Origin of the sequence: Propionispora hippei DSM 15287 (assembly GCF_900141835.1) — a bacterium.
In the GTDB taxonomy this organism is placed as follows: Bacteria; Bacillota; Negativicutes; order Propionisporales; family Propionisporaceae; genus Propionispora; species Propionispora hippei.
This window is the reverse complement of the sequence record NZ_FQZD01000040.1, coordinates 20,291-34,031: the sequence shown is the minus strand read 5'-3', so window position 1 is coordinate 34,031 and position 13,741 is coordinate 20,291. Positions and strand designations below refer to the sequence as shown.

12 protein-coding genes, 1 tRNA gene and 1 pseudogene are annotated in these 13,741 nt (G+C 50.0%); 8 read left to right on the top strand and 6 right to left on the bottom strand.

Features of this window, described 5'->3' with window-relative positions:
* The 3 genes and pseudogenes from F3H20_RS16610 to F3H20_RS16600 all read right to left on the bottom strand — a co-directional run.
* Positions 1-210: pseudogene (locus tag F3H20_RS16610) on the bottom strand (IS5/IS1182 family transposase); the annotation flags it as partial.
* A 125-nt stretch (positions 211-335) separates the two neighbouring features.
* Positions 336-2,003 carry a glycoside hydrolase family 26 protein gene (locus tag F3H20_RS16605; RefSeq protein WP_149736000.1) on the bottom strand — a complete coding sequence of 556 codons (1,668 nt, stop codon included), beginning with the start codon at positions 2,001-2,003 and terminating at the stop codon, positions 336-338.
* 61 nt (positions 2,004-2,064) lie between these two features.
* Positions 2,065-2,763: a heparan-alpha-glucosaminide N-acetyltransferase gene (locus F3H20_RS16600; RefSeq protein ID WP_149735999.1), complete on the bottom strand. Its 699-nt coding sequence runs from the start codon at positions 2,761-2,763 to the stop codon at positions 2,065-2,067.
* A gap of 359 nt (positions 2,764-3,122) precedes the next feature.
* Here F3H20_RS16600 and mdh point away from each other — a divergent pair, with 359 nt between their 5' ends.
* The 8 genes from mdh (at position 3,123) to F3H20_RS16565 (ending at position 12,075) form a co-directional block, all read left to right on the top strand.
* Positions 3,123-4,061 (top strand): malate dehydrogenase, encoded by a 939-nt coding sequence (gene mdh, locus F3H20_RS16595; RefSeq protein WP_149735998.1) that lies wholly within the window; start codon positions 3,123-3,125, stop codon positions 4,059-4,061.
* Between the two features lie 190 nt (positions 4,062-4,251).
* Complete coding sequence (locus tag F3H20_RS16590; RefSeq protein WP_091746715.1) at positions 4,252-4,623, top strand: response regulator; 372 nt, start codon at positions 4,252-4,254, stop codon at positions 4,621-4,623.
* A gap of 12 nt (positions 4,624-4,635) precedes the next feature.
* The gene (locus F3H20_RS16585; protein WP_149735997.1) at positions 4,636-5,526 is read left to right on the top strand and encodes a hypothetical protein; all 891 of its coding nucleotides are present in this window, start codon (positions 4,636-4,638) and stop codon (positions 5,524-5,526) included.
* Positions 5,527-5,887: 361 nt separating this feature from the next.
* On the top strand, positions 5,888-9,667 hold the full coding sequence (locus F3H20_RS16580) for a phosphoribosylformylglycinamidine synthase (RefSeq protein ID WP_149735996.1): 3,780 nt from the start codon (positions 5,888-5,890) through the stop codon (positions 9,665-9,667).
* 358 nt (positions 9,668-10,025) lie between these two features.
* Positions 10,026-10,102, top strand: a tRNA-Arg gene (locus F3H20_RS16575).
* Positions 10,103-10,185: 83 nt separating this feature from the next.
* On the top strand, positions 10,186-10,323 hold the full coding sequence (locus F3H20_RS20005) for a hypothetical protein (protein WP_188128379.1): 138 nt from the start codon (positions 10,186-10,188) through the stop codon (positions 10,321-10,323).
* A 73-nt stretch (positions 10,324-10,396) separates the two neighbouring features.
* Positions 10,397-11,278 carry a LysR family transcriptional regulator gene (locus F3H20_RS16570; protein WP_149735995.1) on the top strand — a complete coding sequence of 294 codons (882 nt, stop codon included), beginning with the start codon at positions 10,397-10,399 and terminating at the stop codon, positions 11,276-11,278.
* A 509-nt stretch (positions 11,279-11,787) separates the two neighbouring features.
* Positions 11,788-12,075, top strand: coding sequence for a Dabb family protein (locus F3H20_RS16565; RefSeq protein WP_149735994.1), 288 nt, complete (start codon positions 11,788-11,790; stop codon positions 12,073-12,075).
* Positions 12,076-12,236: 161 nt separating this feature from the next.
* Here the strand turns inward: F3H20_RS16565 and F3H20_RS16560 are convergent, their stop codons facing one another.
* The 3 genes from F3H20_RS16560 to F3H20_RS16550 all read right to left on the bottom strand — a co-directional run bounded on the left by F3H20_RS16560 (position 12,237) and on the right by F3H20_RS16550 (position 13,647).
* Positions 12,237-12,557, bottom strand: a complete 321-nt coding sequence (locus F3H20_RS16560; RefSeq protein ID WP_149735993.1) for a TrkA C-terminal domain-containing protein — start codon at positions 12,555-12,557, stop codon at positions 12,237-12,239.
* A 186-nt stretch (positions 12,558-12,743) separates the two neighbouring features.
* Positions 12,744-12,956 (bottom strand): hypothetical protein, encoded by a 213-nt coding sequence (locus F3H20_RS16555; protein WP_149735992.1) that lies wholly within the window; start codon positions 12,954-12,956, stop codon positions 12,744-12,746.
* A 91-nt stretch (positions 12,957-13,047) separates the two neighbouring features.
* Positions 13,048-13,647, bottom strand: a complete 600-nt coding sequence (locus tag F3H20_RS16550) for a TetR/AcrR family transcriptional regulator (protein ID WP_149735991.1) — start codon at positions 13,645-13,647, stop codon at positions 13,048-13,050.
* Positions 13,648-13,741 lie beyond the last annotated feature (94 nt).

The following is a 13,741-nucleotide window of genomic DNA, read 5'->3' as shown; positions in this document are numbered from 1 at the left end:
AAGATAGCCAATAAAGATCATTTTGAAAAGGACAATCGGATCTACGGGTGGTCGTCCATTATCTTGACAATAGTAGGGGGTGGTCTTCTCGTATATAAACGAAAAATCTATGTATTTATCTATCTTTCTAAGTAGGTGATCTTCAGGAACTAATTGATCAATACAAACTAATTCGAATTTCATCTGCTGAGGTGCTCGTTCTTTAAGCATACTCTACCTCCTAACAAAATTAGGTCCATGCAGAATTAATTCTACATGGACCCTCAAAAACCATTTTCATACTATATACTTTTTCAACAAGCTGTATAAAGAAAGCGGTTGACAGTATCTTACTGTCAACCGCTTTCTTTATGTCTCGTGTTGTAATCCGGTTGCTGCCTGAGCTCATACTCTTTCAGCCGCTCCCGGAACACCTGGATAATCTCCTCCGTTTCATTAATCAGGTAAATGCGTCCCGGCTGGCCCAATTGGTCGTAATCGATGCCGCTCCACCAAATGGCTGCCTTAATGCGGGGGAAATCGGCCATATGGTCAAACATGCCGCGAATCCAGGCCGCCTTGTCGCCGCCGACAGAATTGGAGCCGAATTCGGTGATCAGGAAAGGCTTGTTGAATAGGGAAGCATATTCGCTGTAAAGTGGCGTATAGATGTCTTTGAATTCCCGCCACCGTTCGCCCGGGAAGTAGGTACCGGTGTTATAGCCGGTCAGGCCGATCAGGTCGACATATTCATCACCGGGATAATACATGAGATAATGGTTCCATTTAAAATCCGGCCGCGACAGGTCGTGGGGATTCCAGACCCAGACGACATTGTCCACGCCATGGTCGGCAAATACCGTTTGGATGTAGCGCCAGAGTGCGATGTAGAGATCGGCGTCCTTGCCGGTATAATAGGCCGAATACCAGCACCAGTCGCCGTTCATTTCGTTATTCAGCCGAAACAGCACCGGGTGGTTGAATTCTTTTAGCCGCCGGGCATATTCGGCCAGGTAGTCATCATATTGACCGTCCAGCATATCATAGACAATGCCGGCGTTAACCTGACCGGACGCGCCGAGCTTGAGCGCGTTCACCCCGGCCTCCTGCAGCAGCGTCTGCAGCGTCAGCTCCACATAAGTCTGATGCTGGTAGGCGTTTTGTAAGCCCTGCAGGGGCATGTTCTCATCCAGTGACTGATAGCGGATGACAAAGGGGAAGCGGTAGCCAAAGGACTCTTCCAGCCGGAGCAGGTTGGTCATATTGTAAGGGGCGCTGGGTTCAAACACACCCCAATGAAAGGAACTGTCCGGGGCGAAATAGGTGCGCAGGAAGGCGCGGGTTTCCTCGTTCAGGGGAGTGGTGGAAGCGCTGTGCCGCATATAGATACCGGGGTGCCCCTGGGGCGGGAACAGCGAGACGCTCCGGATGAGTTCCAGCTCATTTTCAATCGGCTTGGCCGACTTGATGAACAAGGTATACACCTCGTAAGGGTTTTTTACGATTTCCGCCGAAACATAATGATTCTTGTCACCGGTGATGCGGGATAAACGGCGGCGGGTCCATTTGAGCAGATGAACCTGGCGTCCGTTTATGTACAGGGTTTTATCGGTTTCGATTTGGTGGTCAGCCGTGTTGTAGCGGAAGCGGTTGCCGTATTCGATCAGTTCGGCGGCTGAGGACTGCTTGTCCGCAAGCGAATCATAAAACACCAGGATCTCGGTCTGGCCGTCGGTAAAGAGGGTGCGAACGGCCGAAAGGGAAGCGTCGGCGATCATGCCGGAGGGATAACGCAGGCTGAAGCCATTGGCAAAATCGGTATATTGATAAAGGCTGTCGCTGAAAGGCTCGATTTTTTTCACATCGTCGCCGGGCTGGCTGGTGTCCTCGCCGCCGGTTAGGCCGTTGATCACGTAAAGAGTGCCGGCCGGCTCGGCCAGGGCAGCCAGCGGCGTAAACAGCGCAAGCAGTAAACAGCAGATATAAAGCAGCAGGAAACGGGACCGGAAAAACAGTGTATACATCAAGCGGTCACCTCATTACATAAAGGTCGGCAAGGCAGGAAAGACTATTAACCCATCCGATTTAAAGGAGCGGCATAAAGATGGCAAACAGGAGTAGCAGAACCGGCTGGTGGACCAAATAGGTAAGGAGCGAATGACGTCCCAGCCACTCCAGACCGGTCAGCAGGTGCTGATCCGGCAAGTTGGGAAACAACGGCTGCCGCGCCGGATAGCAGACTTTGCCCAGCAGTACGCCGGCCACAAAAAAGCCATACCAGGGCAGCAGGGGATAATAGTCCAGCGAGGCAAAGAACGGCGGTGTGACACCAAACGGCAGCAGATAAAGACTGCCGGTGGTTATGCCCTGCAGGCTGAGGCCGGCCAGCCAGGTAGCGCTGGCCAGCAGCGCAAGGAGCGGGCAGGAAAGCCGCCGCAACAGCGGATAGGTCAGCATGCTTGTCCCGATGAGCTGCAGGATACCGAAAATGACAAAGCTGGCAGGGCTAAACCAATAGGTAGCGGCGATGACCAGCAGGCCGGCTGCCAGTACAGTCAGCCCCCGTTCCAGGCTATGGGAGCCTAAGGTGACGCTGATGCCCGAGGTCAGCAGGAACAGGATGGCCGAAAACTTGCCGATATAATACCACATGCCGCTGGTATAGCTTATATCGGCATCGTAAAATTCCGCCGCGTCAAAAATGGCGTGAAACAGGGTCATCAGTACAATAGCCAAGGCCCGCAGCAAGTCGATCTCGCGAATCCGGACAGAAGGTGTAACCATAAGAAACCTCGTAGAACAAAAGATAAACTCTCTTTATTATAGCATGATGCCCGGTTGACGTCATTTTAAAACCCCAGGGCGTGTCTTTAAACTATCCGATACTCTCCCTGACGGCATTTTTAATGCCATACTTCACTAAATTTTTTGAAATACAGGGCATCGGTAAGCCGACGGCAATGAAGCCTTACGGGAAAGACCCGTGAAGAAATGACAGTTTCAGAGTTTGGGGAGCATTAACACATGTAACTTTTTTCACATTCTTTGCGATAAATATGATGATAAATACTAGAAAACGATGTATAATTTACATGTAAAAGGTACAACCCTTAGGGTACAAACTTTAGGAGGATGATGACAACATGAAAATTACTGTAGTTGGTGCAGGTAACGTAGGCGCAACATGTGCAAACGTCATTGTACAGCAGGGATTAGCCAGCGAGCTTGTTCTATTGGACATCAAAGAAGGCGTAGCTGAAGGCAAAGCCATGGATATTATGCAAACCGCTACCACCCTGGGCTTCAACACCAGAGTAATTGGCAGTACTAGCGATTACAGCAAAACCGCTGGGTCGGGCGTAGTGGTAATTACTTCCGGCATTCCCCGTAAACCCGGCATGACCCGTGAAGACCTGATCGGTACTAACGCCGGTATTGTAAAAGGTGTAGCCGACAATATTCTGAAATATTCGCCTGACGCTATTATCATCGTAATCAGCAATCCGATGGATACTATGACCTATTTGGCGTATAAAGCACTGGGCCTGCCGAAAAACCGCGTAATTGGCATGGGCGGCATTCTCGACAGCTCCCGTTTCAAATATTATCTGAGCCAGGCACTTGACCGTCCGGCTACCGATATCCAAGGTTTTGTTATCGGCGGACACGGTGACACTACGATGATCCCGCTGACCCGTTTCGCTACTTATCAGGGTATTCCGATCTCCACTTTGCTGGACGCCGAAACCTTGCAGAAAGTGGCTGCCGACACCATGGTAGGCGGCGCTACGCTGACTAAGCTGTTAGGTACTTCCGCCTGGTATGCTCCCGGCGCATCCTGCGGCGCTTTGGTTAAAGCCATCGTGCTTGACGAAAAGAAAATTTTCCCTTGCTGCGTAGCTTTGGACGGCGAATACGGCCAAAGCGATATTTGCATGGGCGTACCGGTTGTTCTGGGTAAAGACGGCTGGGAATCCATTGTGGATTACAAACTGAACGCCGAAGAACAGGCTGCCTTCAATAAGAGCGCCGAAGCCGTTCACAATATGAACAATGTATTAAAGGATATGAAACTGATCTAATTTCCCGGTGATACCGGTAAAGAAGAGGCTGCCTGCAGGCGGTCTCTTTTTTCTAGGATTTTGTTAATTTTCTATTGCCTCGACAGGATTCATGAAGAATGTGTAGAAACAGCATACATATTAGCAAGTAACTAAATCATTAAATGAAAAAGGAAGCCGCCTGGCGGGCGGGAGGAGGAGGGCTCTTTCTATGGCAGCAACAAACAAAGTCAAAGTGTTAATTTGTGATGACTCCCTTCTGGTTCGAAAAAAACTGCGGGATATCCTGGCAGAGATGGATTGCGAGGTGATAGAAGCTTCAGACGGGAAAATGGTTGTCGATGTGTATAAATACAACAAGCCCGATCTGGTTTTCCTGGATATCGTCATGCCCGAAGCGGACGGCTTGACGGCTTTGCAGCGTCTGCGGGAACAGGATCCGGAAGCTAAGGTGATTATGCTGTCTTCGGCAGGAACCTCAAGCAAGCTGATTGAGGCGCTTAAGGGCGGTGCCATGGACTTCATACAAAAACCTTATAGCGTTGAGCAAATTGCCAAGGCTATTGCCAAGATATCGAAATAAAGAGGGGACTGAATGACGATGTTTAGTCAATTTTTTGGTCAATATTTACTCAACAAAGGCTTACTGACTACTGCTCAATTATCGGAGTGCCTGACACTGGAACAGTCGGTGCGGGTCAAACTGGGCGTCTTGGCAATGAATGCGGGCATGCTTACCGCTGATCAGGTGGAAGAGATTCACGAATTGCAGCGCAGCAGGGACAAGCGGTTTGGTGAAATCGCCATCGAAAAACAATATCTTACGGTAGAGCAGCTCGATGAACTGCTAAGCAAGCAAAGCTCCAAGCAGCTGAACCTGAGCCAGGCCATTATCGATCAAGGCTATTTGAGCCTGGCCGAACTGGAAAGCGCCATGGCCAACTACAATCAGGAAAATAAGCTGACCTCGGACAAAGACGGCGCCCAGGTGGACAGTACGATGCTGGAAGGCATCCTGCAACTTGCCGGAGCCGGGGACAACAAAGCTCTTTTCCTGGATTATACGGCCTTATTTATGCGTAATATCATCCGCTTTCTCGACGAAGTGCCCATTGCCGGCGCGGAAGCCGTACTGGGTGAGGTGGCCCCGTCCGACTGGGTTGCCACCCAGGTGATTCGCTGCCAAAGCGATATGGTGACCGGCTTGATTTTAAAAGAAGACTGCCTGTTGGAAATTGCCCGCCGCTACAGTCAGGAACCGCTCAGCAGCGTGGATGAACTGGCCCGGGACAGCATTGCCGAATTCGTGAATCTGGTTAACGGAATTTTCTGTGTAAATGCCTCCGATAAAGGGGTGGAGCTGGATCTGCATTTCCCGTCCGTCATACAAGGGGCGGATACCGCCAATATCAAGGGATATCGGATTCCGCTCACCGTTCGGTTCGGTACTGTGGAACTGCTGGTCGGCATCGTTTCGCCTGCTTAATATAAAATAAACATGCGCCTTAGGCTTCTTTAAGGCGCATGTTTATTTTTATATCTCCAAGTTAACGGAATACTTCACAAAAGCCGCCGTCAGTAGACGTTTCGGATAGTTTGTCCAAAGCTGGCGGAACACTGTTGCCGGCCGGGGTGAAATGCGGCATTTCTTGCAGGATAATCCCGTCTTCTGCAGAATAATTATAAAAATTTATACCTATGGCCGTTTTTTATCGATATTGCTCCGGCGGGCCTGCGGGAACGCTGCCGTCTGTTCTTATGCTTACGCCACTCTTTGGTTAACATAGTAAAAGCAATAAAAAAACGTGTTCTTTCTGCCATATATTAAATAAAATGGAGGCGACCCAATGACGCAAGCTGTCAAACGAATGTATGTGGAAAAGCGAAAGCCCTTTGCGGTGGAAGCGCAAAGTCTATATCATGATTTGAAGGAAAATCTGGGAATTGGCGGCCTGACCGGGGTCAGACTGATTCACCGTTATGATTTGGCCGGCCTGACCGAACAAGAATACACCTTGGCCCGGAATACCATCTTCTCCGAACCGACAGTGGATGATGTATATGATGAGGAACTGCCCGCTACAGCCGGTGACAGTTTGTTTGCCATGGAATATTTGCCTGGTCAGTACGATCAGCGGGCCGATTCGGCGGCGCAGTGTGTTCAGATGCTTACCCAGAAAGAGCGGCCGGCGGTGGCTTCAGCCAAGGTGGTCATTCTGCAGGGGGCTGTTTCGCCGGACGAGTTGGCGCGCATCAAAGCCTACTGCATCAATCCGGTCGAATCACGGGAAGCGCAGCTTACTAAACCGGACAGCCTGGATGTACCGGCAACCATACCGGACGATGTGGCTGTTTTGACCGGCTTCATTGGTAAAACGGAGGATGAGCTGAAGGCGATGATGGCCGATATGGGACTGGCCATGAGCTTGGCTGACCTGGCCTTTTGCCAAGGCTATTTCCGCGATACCGAGCACCGGGACCCAACCATTACCGAGCTGAAAGTCATTGACACCTATTGGTCCGATCATTGCCGCCATACCACCTTCTTGACCAATATTGAACAGGTCGAAATGGAATATGGCCCTTACAGCCAGCCGGTGGCGGACGCCTTTGCCGAATACCGCCGCGCCCGGCAAACCGTCTACGGTGATGCCCCACGGGCGATGTCCCTGATGGATATCGCACTGATGGGCATGCGCGAGCTGAAACGGAGCGGCAAGTTGGCCGACTTGGACGAATCGGACGAAATCAATGCCTGCAGTATTGTCGTGCCGGTCGATGTGGATGGCCGGACGGAAGACTGGCTGGTGATGTTTAAAAACGAAACCCATAACCATCCGACGGAAATCGAACCCTTCGGCGGTGCGGCCACCTGTCTGGGCGGCGCCATCCGTGATCCCCTGTCGGGCCGTTCCTATGTGTACCAGGCCATGCGGGTTACCGGCAGCGGTGATCCCCGCACCGGCATTGCCGGCACGCTGCCGGGCAAACTGCCCCAGCGTAAGATTACCCTCGGCGCGGCGGCCGGTTATAGCTCTTATGGTAACCAGATTGGCCTGGCAACCGGCCAGGTAGCGGAAGTCTACGACGAAGGCTTTATTGCCAAACGAATGGAAATTGGCGCTGTCATTGCGGCTGCGCCGAAACGCAACGTCGTCCGGGAACAGCCGCAGCCCGGTGATGTCATTATCCTGCTGGGCGGCCGGACCGGCCGGGACGGCTGCGGCGGCGCTACCGGCTCCTCCAAGGAGCACACCGAGGAATCACTAGCCAGTTGCGGTGCCGAAGTGCAAAAGGGGAATGCCCCGACCGAACGAAAACTGCAACGACTGTTTAGAAACCCCGAAGTCAGCACGTTGATCAAACGCTGTAACGACTTTGGCGCCGGCGGTGTTTCGGTGGCTATCGGTGAACTGACTGACGGTCTTGCCGTCAACCTCGACGCTGTTCCCAAGAAATATGAAGGACTGGACGGCACCGAATTAGCCATTTCCGAGTCGCAGGAACGGATGGCCGTGGTCGTGGCGGCAAAACATGTGGATACTTTCTGCCGGTATGCTGACGCGGAAAACCTGGAAGCCAGTGTGGTGGCAACGGTGACCGACAAGCATCGTCTGCAAATGGCCTGGCGTGGCAAAACCATTGTTGACCTCAGCCGGGATTTCTTAAATACAAATGGGGTAACCCAATATACCCAGGTGAAGGTAGCCGCGCCGGATAGCGGCTCAGACTACTTCAAGCACCTGCCGCAGCCTGTGCTTGCGCAAAAAGGTGATTTGCGGCAGGCCTGGCTGGCTATGCTGGCCGATCTGAATGTCTGCAGCCAAAAAGGTCTGGTTGAACGCTTTGACAGCACCATCGGTGCCGGCACTGTTCTGATGCCCTTTGGCGGTACCTATCAGGCTACGCCGACTGAAGGCATGGCGGCGAAAATTCCCGTGCTGGACGGCGAAACCAGCACGGCCACCCTCATGACCTATGGCTATAACCCGCAGCTTTCCAGTTGGAGTCCCTTCCATGGCGCGCTGTACGCCGTCATCGAAGCGGTGGCGAAGATGGTTGCCCTGGGCGGTGACTACCGGGCTATCCGTCTGACGCTGCAGGAGTATTTTGAGAAGCTTGGCAACGACCCTGCCAAATGGGGCAAACCATTCAGCGCCTTGCTGGGTGCCTATTACGCCCAAAAGCGGCTGGGCATTCCGGCCATCGGCGGCAAGGACAGCATGTCAGGCACCTTCAAGGACCTGCAGGTGCCGCCTACACTGGTCGCCTTTGCTGTGGATGTGGCTAAGGCACAGAATATCGTCTCCCAGGAATTTAAAGCTGCCGGCAATCCGGTATTGCTGGTTTCCCTGCCGCGGGACGAACGGCAGTTGCCTGACTTTGCTGCACTGGAGACCAATTACAGCAAGATTCATGACCTAATCCAGCAGGGAAAAGTTCTGGCAACACACACTGTACGCTACGGTGGAGTGGCGGCAGCCATCAGCAAAATGGCCTTTGGCAACCGGATTGGCGTTTGCTTTGACGGTACGTTTACGTCAGAGGAACTGTTTGCTTCCGATTACGGCTCCATTTTATTGGAAATGGCGCCCGGCGTGGAGCTAAAGGATATCTTTGGTGAAGTACCGTTCCGCTGCCTGGGTTATACACAGGCCAACCCTGTTCTTACCGTGAACGGACAGGATATTCCTCTATGTGATGCCCAGGCTGCCTGGGAAAAGTCTTTGGAAAGAATCTTCCCGACCCAGGCCGGCGTGGCAACAGGACAACCCCAGACCGTTGCCTTTACCGGAAGGAATAGCCGCAAACCGGCTGTACGGATCGCTAAGCCGCGGGTGTTTATTCCCGTATTCCCCGGCACAAACTGCGAATACGACTCAGCCCGGGCCTTTGCGCAAGCCGGCAGCCTGCCGCAGACGCTGGTTATCCGTAACCTGACACCGTCTGCCGTGGAAGAGGCTATTGCCGCCACGGTAGACGCCATCAGTCAGTCGCAGATTATTATGCTGCCGGGAGGCTTTAGCGCCGGTGACGAACCGGACGGCTCCGGCAAGTTTATTGCTACCTTGTTTAGAAACCCCCGCGTCAGGGAAGCGGTAACCGAACTGCTGCAAAAGCGGGACGGCCTGATGCTGGGCATCTGCAACGGTTTCCAGGCACTCATTAAATTGGGACTGGTGCCCTACGGCGAAATCCGCGACCTTACACCCGATTGCCCGACGTTGACCTATAACACACTGGGACGCCATATATCCTGCCTGTCGAAAACTAAAGTGGTCTCCAACCTGTCTCCCTGGTTCAGCCGGGTGGAAGTGGGCGATATCCATACTGTTGCCATGTCGCACGGTGAAGGCCGGTTTGTGGCCAGCCCGGCGATGATCAGCCAACTGATTCAGCAAGGCCAGATTGCCACTCAGTATGTGGATTTTGACGGTAATCCGTCCATGGATATTAGCCACAACCCGAACGGCTCGGTCGAAGCTGTCGAAGGCATTACCAGTCCGGATGGCAGAATACTGGGTAAAATGGGTCATTCCGAGCGGACTGGCGAGCAGATTGCCAAGAACGTTCCCGGTAATAAAGACCAACAAATTTTCCAGGCCGGTATCAATTATTTTAACTAACAGGGCAATAACAACTTATCCACATTTTTATTCACAATTTCTATGTAAATGTGGATAAGTGGAAAACGCTTCTATGACAATTGTGGAAAAAACCTGATTTTCGCATAAAATCTCCATTGTTTCTGTGGATAAACCTGTGCAAAAGGTGGACAACTTGCTGAATAACTGTTTTACCCTCCCATTATGCACAGTAGTTATCTACAATAAACAGGACATTTTCCCCTAAGATATCCACGGCCTGTGAATAAAATGAACGGGACCGCTGATGTATTTTAAGAAAATATAATAATAGTAGTTGACACTACTTATTTAAAAGTGATATAATAATTTTCGTTGGCCGGTTAATGGCTGACGAGATGACTCCGTAGCTCAGCTGGATAGAGCGTTTGACTACGAATCAAAAGGTCGCAGGTTCGAATCCTGCCGGGGTCGCCATTGATATTTCAAAGGTTTTACGATACTTTCGTAAAGCCTTTTTTGTCGTTTTTATAGCAATTTGACCGGTGCAGGATTTTTTCATGAAAGGCTTTGTTCAAGGCAATGCGCAGGATGGCAAAGGTAAGTCCCGCCAGGCGCGAACTGCCGCCGCCCAGGACCTGTATGATGTAGCGCTGGCAAAACGGACTGAAGGGATGGCGTTTCGTGTCGCTATATGATAATATAAAAAATAAATCGAGATATAAGATGATTTACTGATAATAAATCGACAAATGAGATGATAATAGAAATATGGATATTAAGCAGCTAAAGGCGTTTGTAACGGTTGCAACATTGAATAGTTTTACACGGGCAGCCGGACAGCTCGGCTATGTACAGTCGTCGATTACCTCGCAGGTTCAGTTGCTGGAAAAGGAATTAGGGGTCAGTCTGTTTGAGCGGCTGGGTAAAAAGATATCCCTGACGGCGGAAGGCGAGGAATTTTTAATGCATGCGCGCCAAATGATCAATCTCTGGGAAAGAGCCAAAGGCTCGGTTTCTGCGTCGGAGCTGCCCAAAGGGAAATTAATTGTGGGCGCCCATGAATCGATCTGTACCTTTTTCTTGCCGGAAATTTTGCACGAATACAATCGCCGGTATCCCGATGTGCAGCTTGCGATAAAAATGGGTTCCTGGTGTGATTTTGAGTCCGCGCTTAGAGAAAATCAGATTGATGTGGCCATTTTAATTGACCGTAGTCTGTCGGTTCCGGAATTTGTCGTGGATAAGGAACGAAGTGCGCCATTTGCTTTCTTGACATCATCAGAGCATCCTTTGGCCGGAAAAGAACATGTATATGCGGAAGACGTGGCAGAGTATCCGCTTCTGATGACGGGAGAAGGCTGCAGTTGGCGGGCGCTTTTTCAAAGAGCGCTGGAGAATACCGGTGCTTCATTGCAACTGATGTCGGAAGGTGGCAGCATTCAGACGTTAAAATGCCTGTCTGCGTTTGGTCTGGGAGTAACGCTGCTGCCCCTGTTTGCCGTGGAGGACGAAGTCAGGTCTAATCAATTGAAGAAACTTAATTTTCGCGGACTTGATTTAAATCTTCTGATTCAGGTAGTGTACCACAAAGATAAATGGGTATCATCGGCGTTAGCGGCATTTTTGGAGATTTGCAAAGAAAAATGGTAATTCGGCTGTAGGGGGTAGGCTACAGCTTTTCTTTAGAAAGAGTATATGTGATAATCAAAATAAAGAAACACGGTTTATACGGGTAGTCCCGTATAAACCGTGTTTTTGTGTCCCGGGTCGGATTATTTTTTAATAAGGAGAAGCCACGACTTAGAAGCATTGATCGATTTTATCGAACTACCTAATCAATATTATTCGTTATCGCAATTGATTTTGATGTGATAGTATGAAGAATAACGATTGATCAACGAAGAATGATCAATTTATAAAATGGATTGCCTGAAAGCGGGAGATAAAGAACAGGGGTTGTAGCAGCCTGGGGCAGACTGGGAGGGGCATTGAAGATGTTCCGGATTACTTTTCTCTCTTCGGAGACGCTGATCAGTTTCGAAAGCTATAGCAAGATTGATGTTGACTAATTTGCTGGTTTATCCCAACAACCGAATTAATCTCTGTAACTCGAAGTATAATACACCGGGCTGTTTTGCCCAAGAGGAGGGTTCTCAAATATGATTACACACATTGTTGCATTAAAGTTAAATGATACCGGTAAAGAAAGTATTGACGCGCTGAAAAATCGTCTGCTGGGCATGAAAGGGCAGATTAAGTATTTGCGGAATATAACAATCGGAGTGGATTTCGTACGTGCGCCTATCTCTTACGATATAGTCATGATTGCCCACTTTGATTCCAAAGAAGATCTTGATGCCTATATATCGCATCCGGCGCATGTGGAAGTGGGAAAGTATATTGAAGAGATTCGGGCTCAAGTGGTTGCAATTGATTTCGAGGCCTGAGCGAACGGTGACAAATAGGAAAACACTCGGAAAGGTTGCAGTCATAGCCCAGGATGACGTCGGGTTTATGCCCCCTGCTTTACACAGGTGGCAAACCCTCTCGCTGCTTAACTTATATATTTATCTAATTTTTTTTGGCCGATTCATAACTAACAGGATGCTTAGCCATAGGCTGATGTGGGAGCGGCTAACCGTTTTAATTCCTGGATGGAGGAAAGCTGACCAAACACAAGCAGCGTATCTCCGGGGTGAAGCCGTTCTTTGTGAAGGGCAATAAGAAGAAATCGGTTGTTCCGATAGATGGCGACAGGGAGTAAGGTCAGATCCCCCTTAGTCCAGGCTTGCTGCAGGCTTTGCCCTGCAAGCACTGATGCTGCGCAGACAGGTATTTCTGCCATATCAATAGAAAAGGTTCTGATACGGTTAAATTCCTGTAGCAGACGTTCTTTCTCAAGACCATATTGATCCATCGGCAGCTGCACGATGTCCACCTTACTTTCAACTGGTAGTATCAATTTATCATTTGTTCTGATAAATTGATACTACCAATGGTTCTGAATTCCCTTAAAGGTGTGCTTCCTTCCAGCCGGTTTGCTGCGTCAATAAGGCGACTTCTTGCCCGGTTCGCCGCAAGTGCTTTACTTTCTGAATTAAGCGGTCCATATTTGCTAACAGTTTTTCTTTTTTAACGTAATATCGAAAGGGGCCTCGCTTTTTCCTTTACCCAGGCATTGATGACGATACCGTTCCGAGGCATCTTCATCATCAGACGGGAGCCAGTACCACCGGGAAAAAGCACACAGTATGTTTGCGGTGTACAATATGAGGGCAATCAATACGACGCCTAATGAAAACCACCAGGATAGCCCAAGCCATTCCATGTCACCGACACCTCCTCATTTTAGGCGGGGACCAGAAAGCTGCTCCGCGTTAGGTTATTCATTCTTGGTCAATAGGAACAGGCAGATGGGTTCAATTCGAGGATTGTTTTTCGGTAAGTCCGTTGATCAGCAGGTCCGTGAGCAGCGCTGCATAAAAATCCGCTTTGGAGAGAGTAGCAAAGCCAAGGTCCTTTGATGAAATAATCATTTGTACCAGCTTAAGTATGATTGGAGAGACAACTGCTTCATCGACATCACGAAAATGGTGCAGCGATTTTCCGTTGCTGATTATCCTTGCAATCAGGGGGAGCATTGCTTTTTCTAGCATAGCCTGATAGTCGAAATCCGTCCGGAAAGCAGGAAATAGCGGATCATTGTCTTTAAGTATGGTCATGATAAATTGGTCGTCGTGCCAATAGACAATCATTGCCTGCAATAGTTGGGTTAACTGCTGAAGGGGAGACTGATTTGCTTGTGCCTGTACTTGCGCCAACAAGGATTGCCGGACTCGCTCAATTTCCGTGGCAGACAAGATTTGAAATAATTCATTTTTGCTGGAAAAATGCTGATATAAGGTTTTTTTAGAGATTTGACAGTCACGGCAGATTTCATCTACGGTAGTTTTTTGAAACCCAAAGCGGGAAAAGCGCCTCTTGGCAGCAGCAAGAATTTTACCTTTCAAATCGTGCATGCGTAGCACACCCCTTTAGGCAAGTGAGTCATAAGGCATCGTAGCCTCCTCTTGGCGGGACTAGTTTCCATATTACAATAGCTGGAGGTGTTAC

What these genes read in the sequence shown, in the direction of transcription:
- F3H20_RS16600 (WP_149735999.1), bottom strand. Translation starts at nt 2,763, where the DNA reads ATGGTTACACCTTCTGTCCGGATTCGCGAGATCGACTTGCTGCGGGCC.
- F3H20_RS16550 (WP_149735991.1), bottom strand. Translation starts at nt 13,647, where the DNA reads ATGCACGATTTGAAAGGTAAAATTCTTGCTGCTGCCAAGAGGCGCTTT.
- F3H20_RS20005 (WP_188128379.1), top strand. Translation starts at nt 10,186, where the DNA reads ATGAAAGGCTTTGTTCAAGGCAATGCGCAGGATGGCAAAGGTAAGTCC.
- F3H20_RS16580 (WP_149735996.1), top strand. Translation starts at nt 5,888, where the DNA reads ATGACGCAAGCTGTCAAACGAATGTATGTGGAAAAGCGAAAGCCCTTT.
- F3H20_RS16605 (WP_149736000.1), bottom strand. Translation starts at nt 2,003, where the DNA reads ATGTATACACTGTTTTTCCGGTCCCGTTTCCTGCTGCTTTATATCTGC.
- F3H20_RS16565 (WP_149735994.1), top strand. Translation starts at nt 11,788, where the DNA reads ATGATTACACACATTGTTGCATTAAAGTTAAATGATACCGGTAAAGAA.
- F3H20_RS16570 (WP_149735995.1), top strand. Translation starts at nt 10,397, where the DNA reads ATGGATATTAAGCAGCTAAAGGCGTTTGTAACGGTTGCAACATTGAAT.
- F3H20_RS16585 (WP_149735997.1), top strand. Translation starts at nt 4,636, where the DNA reads ATGACGATGTTTAGTCAATTTTTTGGTCAATATTTACTCAACAAAGGC.
- mdh (WP_149735998.1), top strand. Translation starts at nt 3,123, where the DNA reads ATGAAAATTACTGTAGTTGGTGCAGGTAACGTAGGCGCAACATGTGCA.
- F3H20_RS16555 (WP_149735992.1), bottom strand. Translation starts at nt 12,956, where the DNA reads ATGGAATGGCTTGGGCTATCCTGGTGGTTTTCATTAGGCGTCGTATTG.
- F3H20_RS16590 (WP_091746715.1), top strand. Translation starts at nt 4,252, where the DNA reads ATGGCAGCAACAAACAAAGTCAAAGTGTTAATTTGTGATGACTCCCTT.